The organism is Brevundimonas sp. NPDC055812 (assembly GCF_053616535.1).
On record NZ_JBSHDX010000007.1, the window covers coordinates 72,787 to 92,042 of the forward strand.

At 65.9% G+C, this 19,256-nt stretch carries 21 protein-coding genes and 1 tRNA gene; 10 read left to right on the top strand and 12 right to left on the bottom strand.

The window, feature by feature from the left end; all coding sequences use genetic code 11:
- The first annotated feature begins 2 nt into the window (after positions 1 to 2).
- Positions 3 to 839: a trypsin-like serine peptidase gene (locus tag ACWGL1_RS12695; RefSeq protein WP_338574788.1), complete on the top strand. Its 837-nt coding sequence runs from the start codon at positions 3 to 5 to the stop codon at positions 837 to 839.
- Here ACWGL1_RS12695 and ACWGL1_RS12700 read toward each other — a convergent pair.
- The 3 genes from ACWGL1_RS12700 to ACWGL1_RS12710 are packed head-to-tail and all read right to left on the bottom strand — an operon-like array spanning position 797 to position 4,203.
- The gene (locus ACWGL1_RS12700) at positions 797 to 1,576 is read right to left on the bottom strand and encodes a hypothetical protein (RefSeq protein ID WP_452112191.1); all 780 of its coding nucleotides are present in this window, start codon (positions 1,574 to 1,576) and stop codon (positions 797 to 799) included. The genes ACWGL1_RS12695 and ACWGL1_RS12700 overlap by 43 nt on opposite strands.
- A gap of 36 nt (positions 1,577 to 1,612) precedes the next feature.
- On the bottom strand, positions 1,613 to 2,389 hold the full coding sequence (locus ACWGL1_RS12705; protein WP_291774971.1) for an energy transducer TonB: 777 nt from the start codon (positions 2,387 to 2,389) through the stop codon (positions 1,613 to 1,615).
- 29 nt (positions 2,390 to 2,418) lie between these two features.
- Entirely contained in the window at positions 2,419 to 4,203 is a 1,785-nt protein-coding gene (locus ACWGL1_RS12710; RefSeq protein WP_452112192.1) for an acyl-CoA dehydrogenase, read from the bottom strand.
- 137 nt (positions 4,204 to 4,340) lie between these two features.
- On the opposite strand from ACWGL1_RS12710, the gene ACWGL1_RS12715 reads away from it, so the two are divergent.
- Entirely contained in the window at positions 4,341 to 5,279 is a 939-nt protein-coding gene (locus ACWGL1_RS12715) for an L-threonylcarbamoyladenylate synthase (protein WP_338574797.1), read from the top strand.
- On the opposite strand, the gene ACWGL1_RS12720 is transcribed toward ACWGL1_RS12715, so the two are convergent.
- The 4 genes from ACWGL1_RS12720 to ACWGL1_RS12735 form a co-directional block, all read right to left on the bottom strand.
- On the bottom strand, positions 5,276 to 6,301 hold the full coding sequence (locus tag ACWGL1_RS12720; protein ID WP_452112193.1) for a patatin-like phospholipase family protein: 1,026 nt from the start codon (positions 6,299 to 6,301) through the stop codon (positions 5,276 to 5,278). The genes ACWGL1_RS12715 and ACWGL1_RS12720 overlap by 4 nt on opposite strands.
- 40 nt (positions 6,302 to 6,341) lie before the next feature.
- Positions 6,342 to 7,139, bottom strand: coding sequence for a 3-hydroxybutyrate dehydrogenase (locus ACWGL1_RS12725; RefSeq protein ID WP_338574802.1), 798 nt, complete (start codon positions 7,137 to 7,139; stop codon positions 6,342 to 6,344).
- 66 nt (positions 7,140 to 7,205) lie between these two features.
- Positions 7,206 to 7,979: a peroxide stress protein YaaA gene (gene yaaA / locus ACWGL1_RS12730; protein ID WP_291776119.1), complete on the bottom strand. Its 774-nt coding sequence runs from the start codon at positions 7,977 to 7,979 to the stop codon at positions 7,206 to 7,208.
- A gap of 95 nt (positions 7,980 to 8,074) precedes the next feature.
- The gene (locus tag ACWGL1_RS12735) at positions 8,075 to 9,478 is read right to left on the bottom strand and encodes an FAD-binding oxidoreductase (RefSeq protein ID WP_452112194.1); all 1,404 of its coding nucleotides are present in this window, start codon (positions 9,476 to 9,478) and stop codon (positions 8,075 to 8,077) included.
- Between the two features lie 77 nt (positions 9,479 to 9,555).
- Here ACWGL1_RS12735 and ACWGL1_RS12740 point away from each other — a divergent pair, with 77 nt between their 5' ends.
- Genes ACWGL1_RS12740 through ACWGL1_RS12750 form a run of 3 tightly spaced genes read left to right on the top strand, consistent with a single transcriptional unit; the run spans position 9,556 to position 11,491 of the window.
- On the top strand, positions 9,556 to 10,008 hold the full coding sequence (locus ACWGL1_RS12740) for an NUDIX hydrolase (protein WP_291774990.1): 453 nt from the start codon (positions 9,556 to 9,558) through the stop codon (positions 10,006 to 10,008).
- A gap of 52 nt (positions 10,009 to 10,060) precedes the next feature.
- Positions 10,061 to 11,029: an SPFH domain-containing protein gene (locus tag ACWGL1_RS12745; RefSeq protein WP_434735051.1), complete on the top strand. Its 969-nt coding sequence runs from the start codon at positions 10,061 to 10,063 to the stop codon at positions 11,027 to 11,029.
- A 3-nt stretch (positions 11,030 to 11,032) separates the two neighbouring features.
- The gene (locus tag ACWGL1_RS12750) at positions 11,033 to 11,491 is read left to right on the top strand and encodes an NfeD family protein (RefSeq protein WP_452112195.1); all 459 of its coding nucleotides are present in this window, start codon (positions 11,033 to 11,035) and stop codon (positions 11,489 to 11,491) included.
- Here ACWGL1_RS12750 and rnhA read toward each other — a convergent pair.
- On the bottom strand, positions 11,488 to 11,940 hold the full coding sequence (gene rnhA / locus ACWGL1_RS12755) for a ribonuclease HI (protein ID WP_291775001.1): 453 nt from the start codon (positions 11,938 to 11,940) through the stop codon (positions 11,488 to 11,490). The genes ACWGL1_RS12750 and rnhA overlap by 4 nt on opposite strands.
- Before the next feature lie 113 nt (positions 11,941 to 12,053).
- On the opposite strand from rnhA, the gene ACWGL1_RS12760 reads away from it, so the two are divergent.
- The 4 genes from ACWGL1_RS12760 to ACWGL1_RS12775 are packed head-to-tail and all read left to right on the top strand — an operon-like array spanning position 12,054 to position 14,470.
- Entirely contained in the window at positions 12,054 to 12,269 is a 216-nt protein-coding gene (locus ACWGL1_RS12760; RefSeq protein WP_003166998.1) for a twin-arginine translocase TatA/TatE family subunit, read from the top strand.
- A gap of 23 nt (positions 12,270 to 12,292) precedes the next feature.
- Positions 12,293 to 12,886, top strand: a complete 594-nt coding sequence (gene tatB, locus ACWGL1_RS12765; RefSeq protein ID WP_452112196.1) for a Sec-independent protein translocase protein TatB — start codon at positions 12,293 to 12,295, stop codon at positions 12,884 to 12,886.
- Positions 12,883 to 13,770, top strand: coding sequence for a twin-arginine translocase subunit TatC (gene tatC / locus ACWGL1_RS12770; protein WP_452112197.1), 888 nt, complete (start codon positions 12,883 to 12,885; stop codon positions 13,768 to 13,770). Before tatB ends, tatC begins: the two co-directional genes overlap by 4 nt.
- A 52-nt stretch (positions 13,771 to 13,822) precedes the next feature.
- Complete coding sequence (locus tag ACWGL1_RS12775) at positions 13,823 to 14,470, top strand: CatB-related O-acetyltransferase (protein WP_343829725.1); 648 nt, start codon at positions 13,823 to 13,825, stop codon at positions 14,468 to 14,470.
- A 55-nt stretch (positions 14,471 to 14,525) separates the two neighbouring features.
- Here the strand turns inward: ACWGL1_RS12775 and glnA are convergent, their stop codons facing one another.
- Together glnA and ACWGL1_RS12785 are read right to left on the bottom strand one after the other, a co-directional pair.
- Positions 14,526 to 15,935 carry a type I glutamate--ammonia ligase gene (glnA, locus tag ACWGL1_RS12780; protein WP_291775014.1) on the bottom strand — a complete coding sequence of 470 codons (1,410 nt, stop codon included), beginning with the start codon at positions 15,933 to 15,935 and terminating at the stop codon, positions 14,526 to 14,528.
- 60 nt (positions 15,936 to 15,995) lie between these two features.
- Positions 15,996 to 16,334 carry a P-II family nitrogen regulator gene (locus tag ACWGL1_RS12785; protein ID WP_121482972.1) on the bottom strand — a complete coding sequence of 113 codons (339 nt, stop codon included), beginning with the start codon at positions 16,332 to 16,334 and terminating at the stop codon, positions 15,996 to 15,998.
- A gap of 118 nt (positions 16,335 to 16,452) precedes the next feature.
- Between ACWGL1_RS12785 and ACWGL1_RS12790 the strand changes: the two genes are divergently transcribed.
- Positions 16,453 to 17,280 (top strand): NAD(P)H-hydrate dehydratase, encoded by an 828-nt coding sequence (locus ACWGL1_RS12790; protein WP_338574832.1) that lies wholly within the window; start codon positions 16,453 to 16,455, stop codon positions 17,278 to 17,280.
- Between the two features lie 6 nt (positions 17,281 to 17,286).
- Here the strand turns inward: ACWGL1_RS12790 and ACWGL1_RS12795 are convergent.
- Together ACWGL1_RS12795 and ACWGL1_RS12800 are read right to left on the bottom strand one after the other, a co-directional pair.
- Positions 17,287 to 17,371, bottom strand: a tRNA-Leu gene (locus ACWGL1_RS12795).
- 145 nt (positions 17,372 to 17,516) lie between these two features.
- Positions 17,517 to 19,175, bottom strand: coding sequence for an amino acid permease (locus tag ACWGL1_RS12800; RefSeq protein ID WP_338574833.1), 1,659 nt, complete (start codon positions 19,173 to 19,175; stop codon positions 17,517 to 17,519).
- Between the last annotated feature and the right edge of the window lie 81 nt (positions 19,176 to 19,256).

Genomic DNA, 19,256 nt, shown 5'->3' on the forward strand with positions numbered 1-19,256 from the left:
TCATGGTCATTCAGGATCTTCCGCCCGAACAACCGGCTGTCGTCGCCGCGCCGCCGCCCGAATGGGACCTGACGGTCGGCGTCATCAACGCCACGGTGCAACTGGACCAGCCGATCAGCGGCAGTCAGAGGAAGGTCGGCACAGGCTTCCTGATCGCCGCGCCTAGACCTGACGGCGCGCCGCGCGTCGTGCTGGTGACGGCGCGGCACGTGCTGGACGTCATGCCGGGTAATGAGGCGCGGATTGGCTGGCGCACGGCCGAGGCTGACGGCGCCTGGAAGTTCACGCCCGGAACCCTGACCATCCGCGACGCGGCCGGCGCGCCGCTGTGGACCGCCCACCCTGAGCGCGACGTGGCGGTGATGGAGATCACGGCGCCGCCCGCTTTCGCCCAAGCAGCGATCCCGGTCGGCTGGCTGGCCGAGGCTGACGCCTTCGACCGTTGGCGGATGGGGCCGGGCGACGAACTTCTGGCGCTGGGGTATCCGCACGGGCTGTCGGCGAATCGAGCGGGCTTTCCGATCCTGCGCCTGGGCCGGATCAGTTCCTGGCCGCTGACCCCGATCCGGCATTTCCCGATATTCCTGCTCGATTTCGTGGTGGCCCAGGGTAATTCCGGCGGGCCGGTCTTCTGGACCCCGGCGGCGCGGCGCGTGCCCGGCGCGCCCGCGCCCGATCACCCTTTTATCGCCGGGGTGCTGGTGCAGGAGGTGCAGGGCGGCGGCGAAGGGCTGGACCTCGGCGTCGTGGCTCATGCCCAGTATGTGCGCGAGACGATTGAGCGGCTGGACTCAGCTCAAGGCGCGGCGTCGCCTTCCAGGGCCGGACCGCAGTCATAGCGGGCGCAGAACCGTCGACGCAGTTCGGCGACGGCTTCCGTCCCGTCAAATAGATCGGCCATTGCGCTCGCCATCTCTTTTGTCCAGTCGTCCCAGTCGTCAGGCTTGGTTCGAGGGAACACGTCCAGATCTCGTTTTGCGAGCACGCGAGCCATGCCGAGGCCTCGAACTTGATCGCTTCGTGCGAACAGTTCGTCGATCCATGATTTGACGGTTTGTCGCATCTCCGGGGACATGGGCTGCAGACCCCAGGGCAGCCGTGATCGTATCAGCGGATCAGCTCGATGGCGTCGTGCATAGTCTTCGCCAGCGGCGCGTTGAGAGGGATTCGGTTCAGGTCCGTCCCAGGCCGGGGGTTTAGGCGGGAGGGCCATGGGCACGCTGAAGGGCACGCGCGCGATAATTTCGGCTTCGACCGGCCCGCTGGCGTCCTGGGCGGGCGTAACCAGTCCTGCTTCAACCAGTCGGACAGCGATCTCCTCAAAGCCAAGGTTTGCCGGACGCGCCGACATGGGGGTGCAGGCGGAGAGGCGTCCCTCGACCGAGGTGCGGCACTGCACCTGAACCTCGCCGTTGATGCCGACAACCGAAGCGAAATGAGGATAGTCGTCGGGTGTTGGCGCGGGTGGCGTGCGCCATGCAGGAACGACCGTCAACGGCGGCGCGTCCGGCAGCGATTCTGCTGTCACCGTCTGTCCCAGCAAGGCCAAGCTGAGCACAAATGGAAGCCCTGCCATCGCTGCCCTCCACAATCGCTTTTCGAAAGCGCCAGTCTATCGATCCAAAGGAACGTCGCAATCGTAACGGCTGCAATAGCGCCGGCGCAGTTCGATCTCGGCGGCGTTGAGGTCGAATTGGTCGTCGACCGCCAGTTGGATGTCCGCGAAGAGTTGGAAGTCTTTCTCGTCAAAGGTTCCGCTGGCCCAGCGGTTCAAGGTGGTCTGAGGCACGGTCCGAGCCAGGGCGCGGACGAAAATCTTGCGCGATTGTTCGGCGTTAGGCAGCACGTCGGTCAGCCAGCGCAGGACGATTTCGCGGCGATCCTCCGCGAGGCTCTGAACGACGGGGGCGAAGCTGAGCACAGGCCAGTCGCCTACGGAGCTCACATAGGCGTCCGCCGCCGCGAGATGGGCGGGCGACGGTTCCGGCTCCCGCCACGCCTTGGGCGGGGTTCGGACCTGCGGGTTAGTGGAGAACGGAAGCGACAGGGCTATGGCGCTGGCGGTGGGCACGCCGTCGACGCTGCGAGGAGAGAGACGCCCGCGCGGCACGATCGCCAGGGCCGCGGCGCCAAAACCCAGGCCGTAAGGGGTTTCGCGCGTCACCCGGCAGTCCTTGACCACGCCTTGGGCGTTGGACATGCACTCGACATCGACCCTGGCGTTGACGCCGATCATCCAGGCGAAGGGCGGATAGTCGTCATAGGAAGGCTGGGGCGCCTCGAGCCATGACGGGTTGACGATGACCACAGGCGCTTTCTCGCTCATGGAGCGATCGGCCTGGATGTCGCCGGCGCCGATGGCCGCGAGCGATAAGAGAGCGGCTAGCATCGCCCTGTCCTCCTAAACGGCCTTGGACGTTAGCCGGCCAGGGCCTCCACCGTCATCCGTTGCAGCAGGTCGCCGCCCTGACCGACGGCGGCCAGGCGGCTGGAGACGTGGCCGAGGACGTTGGCGGCATAGACCTCATAGAGGTCCAGCTTGCCCTGCAGCCAGGCGGCATCGCCGTCATTGGCGTCCAGCTTCGCCTTGGCGGCCAGGGCGCCCTTGGCCAACATCCAGCCGCCGACCACGTCGCCCATCAGCTTCAGATAGGCGTCGGCGCCCGCCAGCACATCGGCGGCGCGGGCAGGGTCCGACTTGGCGTCCAGAAGCCACAGGGTGGCGTCCTCGACCGCCTCGATGGCGGCAGCGAAGCGCTCGACCGGCTTGCCGGTATAGAGGCGGTCGATCTGGGCCAGCGTCGTCTTCATCTCGGCGATCAGGGCCTTGGCCGACTCGCCGTTGTCCATCGAGAGTTTGCGGCCGACCAGGTCCATGGCCTGAATGCCGTTGGTGCCTTCATAGATCGGGGTGATGCGGGCGTCGCGATAGTATTGGGCCGCGCCGGTCTCCTCGATGAATCCCATGCCGCCGTGCACCTGAACGCCCATGGAGGCGACCTCGCAGCCGACGTCGGTGGACCAGGCCTTGGCGATGGGGGTGAACAGGTCTTCGCGGCCCTTCCAGACCTTGCGATCTTCCTCGGTCGCGGCATGACGGGCCAGGTCGGCGGCGACGCCGGTCGACAGGCAAATGGCGCGGGCGGCGGCGACCTTGGCCTTCATCACCGCCAGCATCCGGCGCACGTCGGGGTGATCGAAGATCGGCGCGTCCTTCTCGCCGGTCCAGGCGCTGCGGCCCTGACGGCGTTCCAGCGCATAGGCCAGGGCGTGCTGATAGGCGCGCTCGGCGACGCCCACGCCTTCGACGCCGACGGCCAGGCGGGCGGCGTTCATCATCACGAACATATGGGCCAGGCCCTGGTTCGGCTGGCCGACCAGTTCGGCGCGGGCGCCTTCATAGCTCATGACGCAGGTGGGGGAGGCGTGGATGCCGAGCTTGTGCTCGACGCCGACCGGACGGAAGGTGTTGCGCTCGCCCAGCGAACCGTCGGCGTTGACTGCGAACTTGGGCGTCAGGAACAGGCTGATGCCCTTCGGCCCCGCAGGGGCGTCGGGCAGGCGAGCCAGCACCAGGTGGACGATGTTGTCGGCCGCGTCGTGGTCGCCCCAGGTGATGAAGATCTTCTGGCCGGTCAGGGCGTAGGTCCCGTCGTCGTTGGGAACCGCCGTCGCCGTCAGGGCGCCGAGGTCGGACCCTGCGTGCGGCTCGGTCAGCACCATGGCGCCGGTCCATTCGCCGCTGACCAGCTTGGGCAGGTAGGTGGCCTTCTGATATTCGTTTCCGACCTGCTCCAGCGCTTCGATGGAGGCCAGCGACAGCATGGGACACAGGCCGAAGGCCATGTTGGCGGCGTGGACGGTTTCATAGGCCGCCAGCTCCAGCGCCTTGGGCAGGGCCTGGCCGCCGGCTTCGACCGACGCGGTCAGGCTGGTCCAGCCGCCCGCCGCGAACTGTTGATAGGCGTCGGCGAAACCGGGGGCGGCGGTCACGGCGCCGTTGGCGTATTTGGCGCCCGCCAGGTCGCCGGGACGGTTCAGCGGAGCCAGAACCTCTTCCGAAAACTGACCGGCGGCGTCCAGCACGGCCGAGGCGACGTCAGCGTCGTAATCTGGAAAGGCGCCGGTCGCCGCCACCTGACCGATTCCGGCCACGGCGTCGAGGGCGAAGGCGATGTCACGGACGGGGGCGCGGTAGCTCATCGGTTATCCTCAGAAAGACGTCACGCTTCTGTCGGCCGCCGCGCTTCGGGGCGCAAGCCCGCTTGGACTTTGGTCGAGTTTCCGCGCACTCTACGCGCCTGTTTGAACGGCTGACGCCGCGTAAGGAAAGAGCGACCGTGCCCGCCGACCGACCCGCCAGGGGCGACAGCCCCGAAATCGCCGCCGAGGCGTTGAAGACGGGACGCCTGGTCATCCTGCCGACCGAGACTGTCTATGGGCTGGCGGCCGACGCCTCCAATCCTCAGGCGGTGGCCCGCATCTTCGAGGCCAAGGGGCGGCCGCGCTTCAATCCCCTGATCGCGCATGTCGCCAATGCGCTGGACGCGGAAACGATCGCGGTGTTCGACGCGCGCGCGCGGGCCTTGGCCGAAACCTTCTGGCCGGGGCCGTTGACCATCGTGGCGCCGGTCCGGGATTGCGAGCGGGTATGCGATCTGGCGCGGGCGGGGCTGGACAGCGTGGCCGTGCGCGTGCCGGGCCATCCGCGCGCGCGGGCGATCATCAGCGCCTTCGGCGGGCCGGTCGTCGCGCCGTCGGCCAATCGCTCAGGGCGGCCCAGCCCGACGACTTTCGACGACGCCATGGAAGAGACGGGCCATGCCGTGGGCGCGGCGGTCGATGGCGGGCCCTGCGCTGTGGGGGTTGAGAGCACCGTCGTTTCGGTGCTGGACGGGCAGGTGGCTCTGCTGCGTCCCGGTTCCGTCACCCGCGAAGAGATCGAGGCGGTCGCCGGGCCGTTGGCCGAAGGCGGGCAAGGGCATCGCTCGCCGGGCCGCCTAGCTCTCCATTATGCGCCTGACGCGCCGGTGCGCATCGAGGCGGAAGGCGCCAGGGAGGACGAAATCCTGCTGGGCTTCGGCGCTGGCGTCGGCGACCCACGCTGGAGCCTCAGCCCAAGCGGCGACCTCCGGGAGGCGGCGGCCAATCTGTTCCGCCTGTTGCGCGAGGCGGATCGCGCTAAACCCGCCGGGATCGCCGTGTCGTCCATTCCAGCCAAAGGACTGGGCGAGGCGATCAACGACCGTCTGCGCCGTGCGGCGGGCTTCGTCGGCTAGAGGAAGCGCGCCTTCACGTCCACGCTGGACGCCTTGCCGACCTTTGGCAGGCAGTTTTCAAGCCAGGCGTCAGCCGCCGTCCGGCCATGCTGCTTCAGCTCGTTCAGATAGCTCCACTCCGTATCGAATTTGGAATGTAGGGACTGGCCGCCCAGCCATTCGTCGGCTTCGATGACGTGGATGCGGACGCCGCGCCGGCGATCCTCACCGGGTTTCAGCTTGCCCTCGGCGATCAGGTCCTGAACGAAGGCGACGGCCCGCAGTTCGGCGACGAGCGGGGCGTTGAAGACGATCTCATTCAGCCGGTCGTTGATCTCGCCCGCTTCGCGCGGCGTCTCATCGCGCTGGAACGGATTGAGGGGCAACAGCAGAATATCGTCCGGCGTGTCGGTGTAGAACAGCGGCCACAGCGCCGGATTGGCCAGATAGCCGCCGTCCCAATAGGGCTCGCCGTCGATCTCGATCGCCTGAAACAACTGGGGCAGGCAGGCTGAGGCCAGCAGCACCTCGGGCGCCATTTCGTCGGACCTGAAGATGCGGGAGCGACCTGCGCGCACCGCCGTCGTCGACACGAACATCTGGATGTCGGAGGCGCGCAGGGCCTCGAAATCCACCGCCGTCTCCAGCACCCGGCGCAGCGGGTTCAGGTTGAAGGGGTTGAAGGAATAGGGGCTCATCGACAGGGCCAGGGTCTGACCCGCCTGCCACATCGGCGTCCCCTTCAGCCATTCGGGCGTCAGGGCCTTGGACCAGACGGCGCTGTCGCCGAAGACGTTGCGGCCGCCGGACTGGTTCACCTCGCGCCACAGGTGGTCCAGCGCCTCGCGCCCGCCCTCGGCTCCGCCGCGTTCCAGTCCGGTGATCAGGGCGGCGGCGTTCATCGCTCCCGCCGAGGCGGCGGTGACGGCGCGCACGTCCAGAACATCAGCTTCCAGCAACCGGTCCAGCACGCCCCACTGAAAGGCGCCGTGAGCTCCGCCGCCCTGCAGGGCCAGACAGACCGGTTTGCGTTTCGCTCCCATCAGCCTCTCCGTCTTCCGACCCGTGTGGCCGCGGTGAAGCCTATTGGGCTGTCCAGCCGCCGTCGACGGAGAAGTGGGCGCCGTTGGCCGAGGCGCCGAGGTCCGACGCCAGGTAGAGGAAGACGCCCGCCAGTTCATCGGTCGTGACGAAACGCTTGGTCGGCTGCGAGCCGAGAATGACGTTCTTCATCACGTCTTCCTCGCTCATGCCGCGGGTGCGCGCCTGGTCCTGGATCTGCTTCGAGACGATCGGCGTCTCGACGAAGCCGGGGCAGATGGCGTTGCAGGTGATGTTGTCCTGCGCCAGTTCCAGCGCCACCGTCTTGGTGAAGCCGATCACCCCGTGCTTGGCGGCGACATAGGCCGACTTGAACGGGCTGGCGACCAGGCCGTGGGCCGAGGCGATGTTGATGATCCGGCCGCGTCCTTGCGCCTTCATGATCGGGATCGCCGCCTTGGTGGCGTAGAAGGTCGAGGACAGGTTGATGGCGATGATCTTTTCCCACGCGTCGGCGGGGAAGTTCTCGACGGCCTCGACGTGCTGGATGCCGGCGTTGTTGACCAGGATGTCGAGGCGGCCCAGTTCGCGATGCGCCGTGGCGATCATGTCCTCGATCTGATCCGGCCGGGTCATGTCGGCGGGGTGATAGAGGACGCGCACGCCGGTTTCAGCGGCCAGATCGGCGCGCGTCTTCTCGATGGCGTCCGCGTCGCCCAGACCGTTCAGCACCACATCGCCGCCGCACAGGGCCACGGCCCGCGCCAGCGCCAGCCCGATGCCCGAGGTCGAGCCGGAAACGACCGCGACGCGGCCCTTGAGATCGTTCATCGCGAACATGACAGAAAGAACCCGTTGGATAGTGATGCTGCAACGCAACCTAACCGCAGTCGTTCAATCTGGCGATCAGGAATTTCCTTCCCTGATGAATATCCAGTCCGTATCGGTGGACAGGCTCTTGTCGAACCGATAGCCGTCGCGATCGTAACCCTTCAGGTCCTCGACCTTTTCGAGGCGGTTCTCGATGGCGAAGCGGGCCATGCCGCCGCGCGCCTTCTTGGCGTAGAAGGAGATGATGCGGGCTTCGCCGTCCTTCTTTTCCTTGAAGTGCGGGGTCACGACCGGCAGCTTCAGCGCCTTGGCGTCCACCGCGCCGAAATACTCGTGGCTGGCCAGGTTCACCAGGGTGCGTTCAGACAGCTTCTCGGCGTCTTCGTTGAGGCGCAGGGAAATCCGCTCGCCCCAGAAATCATAGAGGGTGGCGCCGCGCTTGGTCTTCAGCCGGACGCCCATCTCCAGGCGGTACGGTTGGATCGCATCCAACGGCCGCAGCAGGCCGTAGAAACCCGACAGGATGCGCAAGTGATCCTGGGCCCAGTTCAGGTCGTCGGTCGACAGGGTGCGCGCCGACAATCCCTCATAGACATCGCCGGCGAAGGCGAAGACGGCCTGAAGCGCGCCGTCGGAGGTTTCGTTGTCGAAGGCCTGGAAACGTTGGTAGTTCAGTTCGGCCAGGGCGTCGGAGATAGACATCAGGCGACGCAGATCGGCCCGGCTGAGCTTCTGCGTCACCTTGGCCAATTCGGCGGTCTCGCCCGCGCATCGCCGCTGCGTCACGGGGGCGTCGATGGCGGGCGGGTTGAAGTCCAGCTTTTTGGCCGGGGACAGGACGATCAGCAAGACGATCGACTCCCTATGCGTCTCAAGAGCGGGCCTCATAGGCCGCTTCCATGACGTTTTGAACCGCCTGAAACGTCACAGACGGTCGCAAGTCATCAGAAGAGGACCGCCGGATTCATGATGCGCTTGGGATCGAGGGCCTGTCGGATCGCCTGCATGGTCGCGATTTCGAGCGGGGATTTGTATCGCCGCGCCTCATCGGTTTTCAGCCGCCCCAGGCCGTGTTCAGCGGAAATCGACCCGTCGTAACGGGCGACCACATCGTGGACGACTTCTGACCCCTTCATCCAGCGGGCGATGAAGGTTGAGACATCCTCGCCCACGCCTGGGATCACATCATAGTGAAGATTGCCGTCGCCGACGTGGCCGAACACCGACACGCGGCAGCCTGGATGGAAGCGTTCGACTGCGGCGGTCGCCTCGTCGATGAAGTCGGCGATTCGCGATACTGGGACCGACACGTCGTGCTTCCAGCCGCCGCCTTCGGGCTTGAGGGCCGCAGAGTGTTCTTCGCGCAGACGCCAGAACTCGGCCTTCTGGGCGTCGTTCTGGGCGATGGCGGCGTCGACGATCAGCCCTTCCTCGAAGGCGGTTGTCAGCAGCCGCTCCATCGCAGCCTCGGCGCCGTCCGGCTCGCCCGAGGCCAGTTCGATCAGCACGTACCAGGGCGGCGTCGATTCCAGCGGTTCGCGCGTGTCGGGGATGTTTTTCAGAACCAGGCTCATGCCCAGCCGCTTCATCAGTTCGAACGCCTCGACTCCGCCGCCGGTCTCGGCCTTGGCGCGAGCCAGAAGAACCACAGCGTCGTGGTGGCTCTCCAGGCCGACGATGGCCGTGGCGCGGCTGCGCATGATCGGAAACAGCTTCAGCGTCGCAGCCGTGACGACGCCCAGGGTGCCTTCGGCGCCGATGAAGAGCTGCTTCAGGTCATAGCCGGTGTTGTCCTTGCGCAGCCGCTTCAGGCCGTTGAACACTTGACCGTCGGGCATGACGGCCTCGATGCCCAGCACCAGGTCGCGCATCATGCCGTAGCGCAGAACCGCCGTGCCGCCCGCGTTGGTCGAGATGACGCCGCCGATGGTGGCCGAGCCTTCGGCTGCGAGGCTGAGGGGGAAGAAGCGGTCCTTCTCCTTGGCCAGTTCCTGCGCCTCGAGCAGGGTCACGCCCGCCTCGACGGTCATGGCGTCGTCCAGCGCCGTCACGTCGCGCACGGTCCGCAGCTTGCGCGTGGACAGCAAGACCTCGCCATAGGGAATCTGGCCGCCGACGAGGCCGGTGCCGCCGCCTTGGGTCACCATGGCCACGCCGTGACGGGCGCAAATCTCTACGGCGCGGGCGACCTCTTCGGTCGTGCGCGGTTGCAGCAGAAGCGGCGTCTCGCCCGTCCAGCGGCCGCGCCATTCGGTCAGCCACGGCGCCATCTCGGCGGCGTCCTGGGTCCAGGCGCCGGGCAGGGCGGCTTTGAGTTCAGCGAGCGATTCTGGCGTCGGGAGGGTCATATCGGCCTTGTGGCAAAAGGCGCGCCGTGGTGGAAGCGCAAAACCTTGCCTTCTGGCGGTCAATTCAAGGGCAAAACATGATTCCGACGCCGGCTGTGGGCGTGGTGTGCCTGAAAGGCGATGATGTGCTGCTGATCCGTCGCGGCACGCCGCCGCGCGTGGGGGAATGGAGTCTGCCCGGCGGGCGTCTGGAGCCGGGCGAACGTCTGGCTGACGCAGCCCTGCGCGAACTGCGGGAGGAAACCGGCGTCGAGGCGGAATTGATCGGTTTGGTCGATGTGGTGGACGGGCTCTTTCCGGAGGCGGGGCGACATTACGTTCTGATCGACTATGCGGCCCGGTGGCTGTCTGGCGCGCCAGTCGCGGGCGACGATGCGGCCGAGGCGGCCTTCTTTCCGTTCGAGACCGCCCTGGCCAAGGTGGACTGGGAAGAGACGCGCCGCATTATCGGGATCGCGCGCACGATGGCTGACGCGGATGTCATGCTGACGGAACCGGATTCTGTAGCGCGCCGTCGTCGGGGCGGTTAAGCTCTCCTTCCAACTGGAGGGCCTTATGAATTTTTCGCTGATATTCTTTGTGATGTTCGCGGTCTTCGCGCTCATCTTCCTGTTCAGCGTGATCAAGATCGTGCCGCAAGGCCGTGAATTCACGGTGGAACGGTTCGGCAAATACACCAAGACCCTGACGCCGGGCATCCACATCCTGACTCCGTTCGTCGAGCGTATCGGCCGTCGCATGAACATGATGGAGCAGGTCCTGGACGTGCCGACCCAGGAGGTCATCACCCGCGACAACGCCATGGTGAAGGTCGACGGCATCGTCTTCATCCAGGTGATGGATGCGGCCAAGGCGGCCTATCGCGTCGACGACCTGACCTACGCCATCGCCCAGCTGTGCATGACCAACTTGCGGACCGTGGTCGGCTCGATGGAGCTGGACGAGGTGCTGAGCCAGCGCGACAGCATCAACACCCGCCTGCTGCACGTCATCGACGCCGCGACCGAGCCGTGGGGCATCAAGGCCAACCGCATCGAGATCAAGGATCTGACGCCGCCGGTCGACATCACCAACGCCATGGCCCGTCAGATGAAGGCCGAGCGCGAGCGTCGCGCCGTCATCACCGAGGCGGACGGCGAGAAGCAGGCCGCCATCGCCCGCGCCGAGGGCGCCAAGCAGGCCGCGATCCTGGAAGCCGAGGGCCGGCGCGAAGCCGCGTTCCGCGACGCCGAGGCGCGCGAACGTGAAGCCGAGGCCGAGGCCAAGGCCACCGCCATGGTGTCGGAGGCCATCGCCCGCGGCGACGTCAACGCCATCAACTACTTCGTGGCCCAGAAGTATGTGGAGGCCTTCGCCGAACTGGCGCGCAGCCCGCAACAGAAGACGGTCATCGTGCCGTCGGAAATGGGCGCCCTGGTCGGCACCATCGCCGGCGTCGGCGAATTGGTCGGCCTGGCCAAGGAGCAGCAGCAGGTCCGCACGGACGCGCGTCAGGCCGCGCCGCGCGCTGCGCAGCGTCGTTCGGGCGGCGCCGTGCCGACGACGGAGTAGGCCATGGATTGGTTCGTCTCCCTCTACGCCGCCCAGCCGTTTTGGCTATGGCTGGTGGTCGGCGTCGTCCTGCTGGGGATCGAGGCTACGGCTTCGACCGAGTGGCTGTTGTGGCCGGCGGTGTCGGCGGGGCTGACAGCCCTGCTGTCGGCGCTGGCGCCGCAACTGGGCCTGCCGGTCGAGATCGGCGTCTTCGCCGCGTTGACCGTGGCGTCCACCATTCTGTCGCGCCGTCTGATCAAGCGGGTGAACCCCAAGGATCAGCCCGACATCAATGATCGCGACATCCGTCTGGTCGGCGAACGCGCCCGCGTGGTCGAAGCCTTCGTCGGCGGTCGCGGCCGGGTCTTCGTGTCCGGCTCGGAATGGCCGGCGGAAATCGAGGGCGCCTCGCCCCTAGCGGGCGAGAGCGTCATCATCGAATCAGTATCCGGTCCCCTGCTGAAGGTGCGGGCGGTCTAGCGCCCGCGCATCTCCGCCACCCCGCGATTGGCCAGGCCGTCGGCGCGTTCGTTCAGGGCATGACCGGCGTGGCCTTTGACCCAGTGCCATTTCACCTCGTGGCGGCTGCGGGCTTCGTCCAGGCGCCGCCACAGGTCCTCGTTCTTGACCGGTTTCTTGTCGGCCGTCTTCCAGCCGCGCGCCTTCCAGCCGCGAATCCACTCGGTCACGCCCTGCATGACGTATTTGCTGTCGGTGTGCAGGTCGACGCGGCAGGGGCGTTTCAGCGCCTCCAGGGCCATGATCGCCGCCATCAGCTCCATGCGGTTGTTGGTTGTCAGGGGCTCGCCGCCCCAGAGTTCCTTTTCGTGCCCGCCGGCGGTTTGCAGGATCGCCCCCCAGCCGCCAGGGCCGGGATTGCCCTTGCAGGCGCCGTCGGTATGGATGATGACGTGATCGTTGAGACTCATGGCCGCGATGCGTACAGCGTCCCTTGGCGCGTCGCCATCACTCAGCCTATATGACGCACAACAATCAGTTGGTGGGGCCGCGTCTCGGTGAGTCCCCTTGAGGAGGTATCGCCATGGGCTCCATGAGCATCTGGCACTGGGCCATCGTCGTCGTCGTCGTGCTGGTCCTTTTCGGCGGCCGCGGCAAGCTGTCGGGCATTATGGGCGACGCCGCCAAGGGCATTCGCGCCTTCAAGGACGGCCTGAAGGACGACACGGACGCCAAGGGCAAGGAAGCCCCGGGCGCCTTGCCGCGCACCGAGGCCGAAAAAGAAGAACTGAACCGCTGATCCTCGCCGAAAGACGCTGAATCATGGGTGGTCTTGGCCCCGGAATCGGCGGGTTCGAAATCCTTGTCATCGGTCTGGTGGCCCTGCTTGTCGTAGGGCCAAAGGACTTGCCTGTGCTGATGCGCAAGGTCGGCCAGTTTGTCGCGAAGGCGCGCGGCATGGCCAATGAATTCCGCGCCAGCTTTGACGAGATGGCGCGCCAGTCCGAGTTGGACGACCTGCGCAAGGAGGTCGAGGCGCTGCGATCGGGGCAGGGGATGTACGTCCTCGGCGCCGAGGCGGACGAAGCCTTCAAGGATATCCGCAAGGAGCTGGAGGCGCCGATCGAGACGCCGACCGTCGCCACGTCCGCCGCAACCAAGACGGACGAGGCAGCCCAAACCGTGGCCACGGGCGTCGACGAGTGGCCGGATACGGCGGCGGCGCCTGCCGTCCTGAATCCTGAGCCCAAGCCCGCTCCAAAACCGCGCGCCAAGAAGGCGAGCGCCGCTTCTGCGGACGGCGGCGCCAAGGCCAGGACGCGAAAGACGGCCGCAAAGCCTGACGCTAAGACATCCTCGCTGAAACCGCCGGCTTCACGGCCCAAGGTCGCGCGTACCAAGAAGGTCGACCTATGAGCCGCGCCGACCACGATGAAGCCGAGATCGAGGCTTCGCGCGCGCCCCTGATGGATCACCTGATCGAGCTGCGTTCGCGGCTGATGATCTGCGTGGTCGCCTTCATCATCGCCTTCATCGGCTGTTTCGCCTTTTCGGAGACGCTCTACCTGTTCCTGGTGAAGCCCTATGTGGTTTCGGCCGCCTTTCATCAGACGGTAGGCGCGCACGGCCATGTGTCGCCGTTCAACCTGATCCTGGGCACCGCCGGTCTGATCCCGGTGCCGGACGTGGACCACAACAGCGTGCGCCTGATCTACACCGCGCCGCTGGAGATCCTGTTCACCAAGATGAAGCTGGCGGGCCTGGGCGCCGTCATCGTGGCCTTCCCGGTTCTGGCCTGGCAGCTGTACCGCTTCGTCGCGCCGGGCCTTTACCGCAACGAGAAGGGCGCCTTCCTGCCTTTCCTGATCGCAGCGCCGGTGCTGTTCCTGCTGGGCGCGGCGCTGGTCTATTACGTCATGCTGCCCTTCGTGATGTGGTTCTCGTTGAGCCAGCAGATCATCGGCGAAGGCGTGGCGGCTGAATTGTTGCCCAAGGTGTCGGATTATCTGAACCTGGTGACGGCGCTGATCCTAGCCTTCGGCCTGTGCTTCCAGTTGCCGGTCGTGATGACCCTGCTGGGTCTGGCGGGCCTGATCAACAGCCAGATGATGGCCAAGGGCCGTCGATACGCCATCGTCGCCGTGGTCGTGGTCGCCGCCGTGGTGACGCCGCCCGATCCGATCAGCCAACTGATGCTGGCGGTGCCGATGGTCCTGCTCTACGAGGTCTCCATCTGGTGCGTCCGCATCATCGAGCTGCGCCGCAAGAAGGCCGATCAGGCTGAGGGACTGGCGGTCTGATCCGTGGAGCGGTGAGGCGTCCGGACGCTGACAAGCATCTTGAGGTCGCTTCATGTCCCATACCGCCCCGGACCGGCACTGGTCCAAGGTTGAGCTGCTGCACGAGACGGTCGCCAACCCGAACATCCACATCAAGGGCCGGCGCAGCTACTACAGCAACGCCTGGAGCGGCTCCTTCGAAGAAAGCGTCGTCCGCTATCTCTATGGCGATGCGTACAGCCTCGAGGCGTGGACGCCGCAGTGGCCGATCGACCAACTGTTCATCGGCGATTGCGTCTGCATCGGCGCGGAGGCGGTGATTCTGCTGGGCGGCAACCATACTCACCGAACGGACTGGTTCAGCCTCTACCCCTTCGCAGAGGTCATCCTCGACGCCTATCAGGGCAAGGGCGACACTGTCATCAAGGACGGCGCCTGGATTGGGATGCGCGCCATGATCATGCCTGGCGTGACGATCGGCGAGGGCGCAGTCGTCGCCTCAGGAGCCATCGTCACCAAGGACGTGGCGCCTTACGCCATCGTGGCGGGCAATCCGGCGGTTCCGATCCGAAAGCGGTTCCCGGACGCCGTGATCGAGGCTCTGCTGGCGCTCGACGTCTATGGCTGGTCCGAAAGGAAGTTCGAGGCCTTGCGCCCCCTGTTGTGTGCTGACGACATTGAGGCTCTGATCGAAGCGTCTGCCCGCTACGACCAAGCGTAAGAAAAAGCCCCGGCGGCGAACCGTCCGGGGCTTCTGCATCAGGCTGATCCGAGGATCAGCAGCTATAGTACATGTCGAACTCGACCGGGTGCGGGTGCAACTGCAGCCGGGCGACTTCCTGCTGCTTCAGCTCGATGTAGGCGTCGATGAAGTCGTCATCCATGACGCCGCCCTTCTTGAGGAAGGCGCGGTCGGCGTCGAGGGCGTCCAGGGCTTCCCGCAGCGAACCGGCGACCTCCGGGATCGAGTGACGCTCTTCGGGCGGCAGATCGTACAGGTTCTTGTCGGCGGCCGCGCCGGGATCGATACGGTTCTCGATGCCGTCCAGGCCCGCCATCAGCAGCGCGACGAACGTCAGATAGGGGTTGCCCATCGGATCGGGGAAGCGGGCCTCGATACGCTTGGCCTTGGGCGACGAGACATGCGGAATGCGGATCGAGGCCGAACGGTTGCTGGCGGAATAGGCCAGCTTCACCGGCGCCTCATAGCCGGGCACCAGACGCTTGTAGGAGTTGGTGGTCGAGTTGGCGAAGGCGTTGATCGCCTTGGCGTGCTTGATGATGCCGCCGATGTACCACAGACATTCCTGCGACAGGCCGGCGTACTTGTCGCCGGCGAACTGAGGCTTGCCGTCCTTCCAGATCGACATGTGGACGTGCATGCCCGAGCCGTTGTCGCCGAACATCGGCTTGGCCATGAAGGTCGCCGACTTGCCATAGGCGTGGGCCACGTTGTGGATCACGTACTTATACAGCTGCATCCGGTCGGCCATGGTCAGCAGGTCGCTGAACTTCAGGCCCAGTTCGTGCTGGGCGGGGGCGACCTCGTGGTGGTGCTTCTCCGGATCCAGGCCCAGGTCCTTCATGACCGCCAGCATCTCGCCGCGCAGGTCCTGACCCGAGTCGACCGGATTGACCGGGAAATAGCCGCCCTTGGCGCCCGGGCGGTGCCCCAGATTGCCCTCGGCGTACTCAGCGCCGGTGTTGGCGGGCAGTTCGGTCGAGTCGAAGCTGTAGCGGGTGTCGTGGGCGGCCGTGCTCCAGCGCACGTCGTCGAAGACGAAGAACTCGGCTTCGGGGCCGAAGTAGACGGTGTCGCCCACGCCCGACGATTGGACGTAGGCCAGGGCCTTCTTGGCCATGGAGCGGCTGTCCCGGTTGTAGGGCTCGGCCGTGTCGGGGCTCAGCACGTCGCAGAACAGGAACAGCGTCGTCTGCTGATAGAAGGGATCGATGAAGGCCGTCGCCAGGTCGGGCTTCAACAGCATGTCGGACTCATTGATGGTCTTCCAGCCGGAGATGGAGGAACCGTCGAACATGGTGCCTTCTTCGAGGAAATCCTCATCGACCATGCCGATGTCGAAGGTCACGTGATGGACCCGCCCACGCGTGTCGGTGAAACGGAGATCGACGTACTGGACGTCCTTGTCCTTGATGTCTTGCAGGATCTTTTGGGCGGCGCTCATGGGGAGGAGGTCCTGTAGCTGGAGAATTGAAATCGGCCGCCCCGAGAGGCGGCCGTTGGTCTAGATGGCCTGGGCGCCGGTTTCACCGGTGCGAATGCGGATGACGTCTTCAAGCGTGGTGATGAAGATTTTGCCATCCCCGATCTTGCCGGTGCGGGCGGCGTTTTGAATCGTCTCGACCACGGCGGGGGCCAGGTCATCCGACACCACGACCTCGATCTTGATCTTGGGCAGGAAGTCGATGACGTACTCGGCGCCGCGATAGAGTTCCGAATGGCCTTTCTGGCGGCCGTATCCCTTGGCCTCCAGCACGGTCATGCCCTGCACTCCGATATCCTGGAGAGCGTCTTTTACTTCATCTAGCTTGAATGGCTTGATGACGGCTTCGATCTTCTTCATGGCGGATCCCGAGGCGGCTCCTTGTTTGGTCCGACGCTCGGGCGGTAAAGGGACATTGCATCGCACAATTTGGCAAGCGATTTTCGTACCCAGAGGCCATCCGTGAACGGAAATCCACATGAAGTTCGGTAACACCCCTTCGGAATGGCGCCATCTGCTCCCTCAGCCGGGGCCGCAGAGCCACAAACACGCCCGTGGGCGGCTGGGCGTCGTCTCGGGCGGCCCCTTGTCCACCGGCGCGGCTCGGCTATCGGCCAGGGCCGGGCTGAGGATCGGCGCAGGTCTGGTCAAGGTCTTCTGCCCGCCGGACGCGGCTGCGGTTCTGGCGCCCACGCTGGAAGCGGTGATGCTGGCCAGTTTCGCGACGCCGGACCAGCTTCAGATCATGGCCGACCCGATGGACGCCGTCGTGATCGGCCCGGCCGCCGGGTTGAACGAGAACACGGCGCTGAACCTGGCGGCTCTGGCGCGTACGGGCGCGGCTCTGGTGGTCGATGCGGACGCGCTGACGCTGTTTCGCGACAGGCCTGAGCAGTTGTTCGCCTGGCTGGACCGAGACGATGTCCTGACGCCGCATGAAGGCGAATTCGAGCGGCTGTTTCCCGGCCTGCTGGAGAGACAGGGACGGGAAGGCGCGGCGCAGGAGGCGGCACGGCTAGCAGGCGCGATCATCGTGCTGAAGGGCGCCGCGACGGTTATCGCTGCGCCTGACGGCCGCCTGGCGGTCAACGGCGACGGCTCCCCCTGGCTGGCGACGGCGGGCAGCGGCGATGTGCTAGCCGGGATGATCGGGGGGCTGATCGCCCAGCACATGGACAGCTTCGACGCGGCGCGGGCGGCGGTGTGGATGCATTCGGAGGCCGCGCGACGCTTTGGACCGGGGCTGATCTCCGAGGATCTGCCGCAAGGGCTTCCGGCGGTCCTGGCTGATCTTATGAACGGCTGAAAAGCCTGGTGCGGATGAGAGGACTCGAACCTCCACGCCTCTCGGCGCCAGAACCTAAATCTGGTGCGTCTACCAGTTCCGCCACATCCGCATAGGTTCGCCGGAGGCTGTAGGCGAGGGCGGCGGTTTCGGCAATCCCGTGCGAGCATGAAAAAGGCCCCGGATCGCTCCGGGGCCTTTCTCATTATTTGGCCTACCGCGCTTCGCGCTGCTTGAGGCCGAAGGACCGACCGGGATCAGTCCTTCTTGTTGTCGACGCCGTGGCCTAAGGCCTCGACCGCCGATTCAAGCGCGGTGTCCTCGGTAATGTCTACGCCCTTGGCCAGCTTCGAGTGGGCGAAGCCGTACAGGCCGTAGATCAGGGCGCCGACCAGGGCGTAGACGCCCAGGATGGTCAGCGGCAGGGGGTTGTCGTTCAGCGCGTGCTGCACCATCGGCACGAAGTTGAACGACGCCAGCGTCAGACAGGCCAGAATGCCCAGAACGGCGGTGACCATGCCGCCCGGAACGCGGAACGGACGCTCCATCTCCGGGTGCTTGATACGCAGGACGATGACCGACAGGCAGACGATGGCGAAGGCCGTCGCAGTGCCCAGCGACACCAGGTCGCCCAGGATCGAGATGGGCAGGAAGGACGCCGCGATGGCGATGACGATGCCCAGCAGGATGGTGCCGATCCACGGAGTGCGGAACTTCGGGTGCACCACGGCAAACGCCTTGGGCAGCAGGCCGTCGCGCGCCATGGTGTAGAAGATACGCGTTTGGCCGTAGCACAGCACCAGCATGACGGAGGACAGGCCGGTGATGGCGCCGATCTTGATCAGGAAGGCGATCATGTTCAGCTTGCCGCCCGGCGCGCCGGCCAGCGGAACGTCGGCCCAGCTGAGCGCCATGCGGTCGATGGCGACGGCGATCGGGGCCGGCGAAGCCAGCTCGAGGTAGGGCACCACGCCGGTCATGACGGCGGCGACGACCATGTAGATCAAGGTGCAGACGAACAAGGCGCCCAGAATGCCGATCGGAACGTCCTTCGACGGGTTCTTGGCCTCGGCGGCGGCGGTCGAAACCGCTTCAAAGCCGACATAGGCGAAGAAGATGATCGAGGCGCCGCGGAAGATGCCGCCCACGCCGAACTGGTCCCAGCTGTCGCCCTGCGGCGGGATGAAGGGGTCCCAGTTGGCCGGGTTGATGTACTGCAGGCCCACGGCGATGAAGGTCAGCAGGACGATGATCTTGATGACGACGATGGCGTTGTTGATGTTCGCCGATTCCGACACGCCCAGCACCAGCAGACCGCACACGGCGGCGATGCCGACAGCCGCCACCAGGTTGAAGGTGCCCGTCAGCGGGAAGCCCGCATCGGCGCCCGAGGCGACGTACTGGATCAGCGGAGTGGCCCACTGGGGCCCTTCTCCGCCGGGATAACTTATTGTCGGGAACAGACTGGCGCTGACCCCGAAGTCGCTCAGGATCGATACGACGTAGCCGGACCAGCCGACCGCGACGGTCGAAGCCGCCACGCCGTACTCCAGCACCAGCAGCCAGCCCATGATCCAGGCGAAGATCTCGCCCAGGGTGCCGTAGGCATAGGTGTAGGCTGAACCCGACACCGGCATGGTCGACGCCAGTTCGGCGTAGCACAGGCCCGCCAGACCGCAGGCGATGCCGGCGATGACGAAGGAGAACATGATGGCCGGGCCGGCATGGGCCGAAGCCACTTGACCCGTCAGCACGAAGATGCCCGCGCCGATGATGGCGCCGATGCCCAGGCTCATCAGATTGAGCGGACCGAGGGTCCGTTTCAGCTCGCTCTTGGCGGCTTCCTTCTGAATCTGGGCGATGGATTTTTTAAGAAATAGCCGGTTTCCGGCAGGCTTTACGCCGTCTGCAGACATGCAGGTGCGCCCCCAACATTTATGCGACGACCCCTCCCGGGTCGCCTTCTTGGCCGGGGACGCTAGCCATCTGAGGGCCTC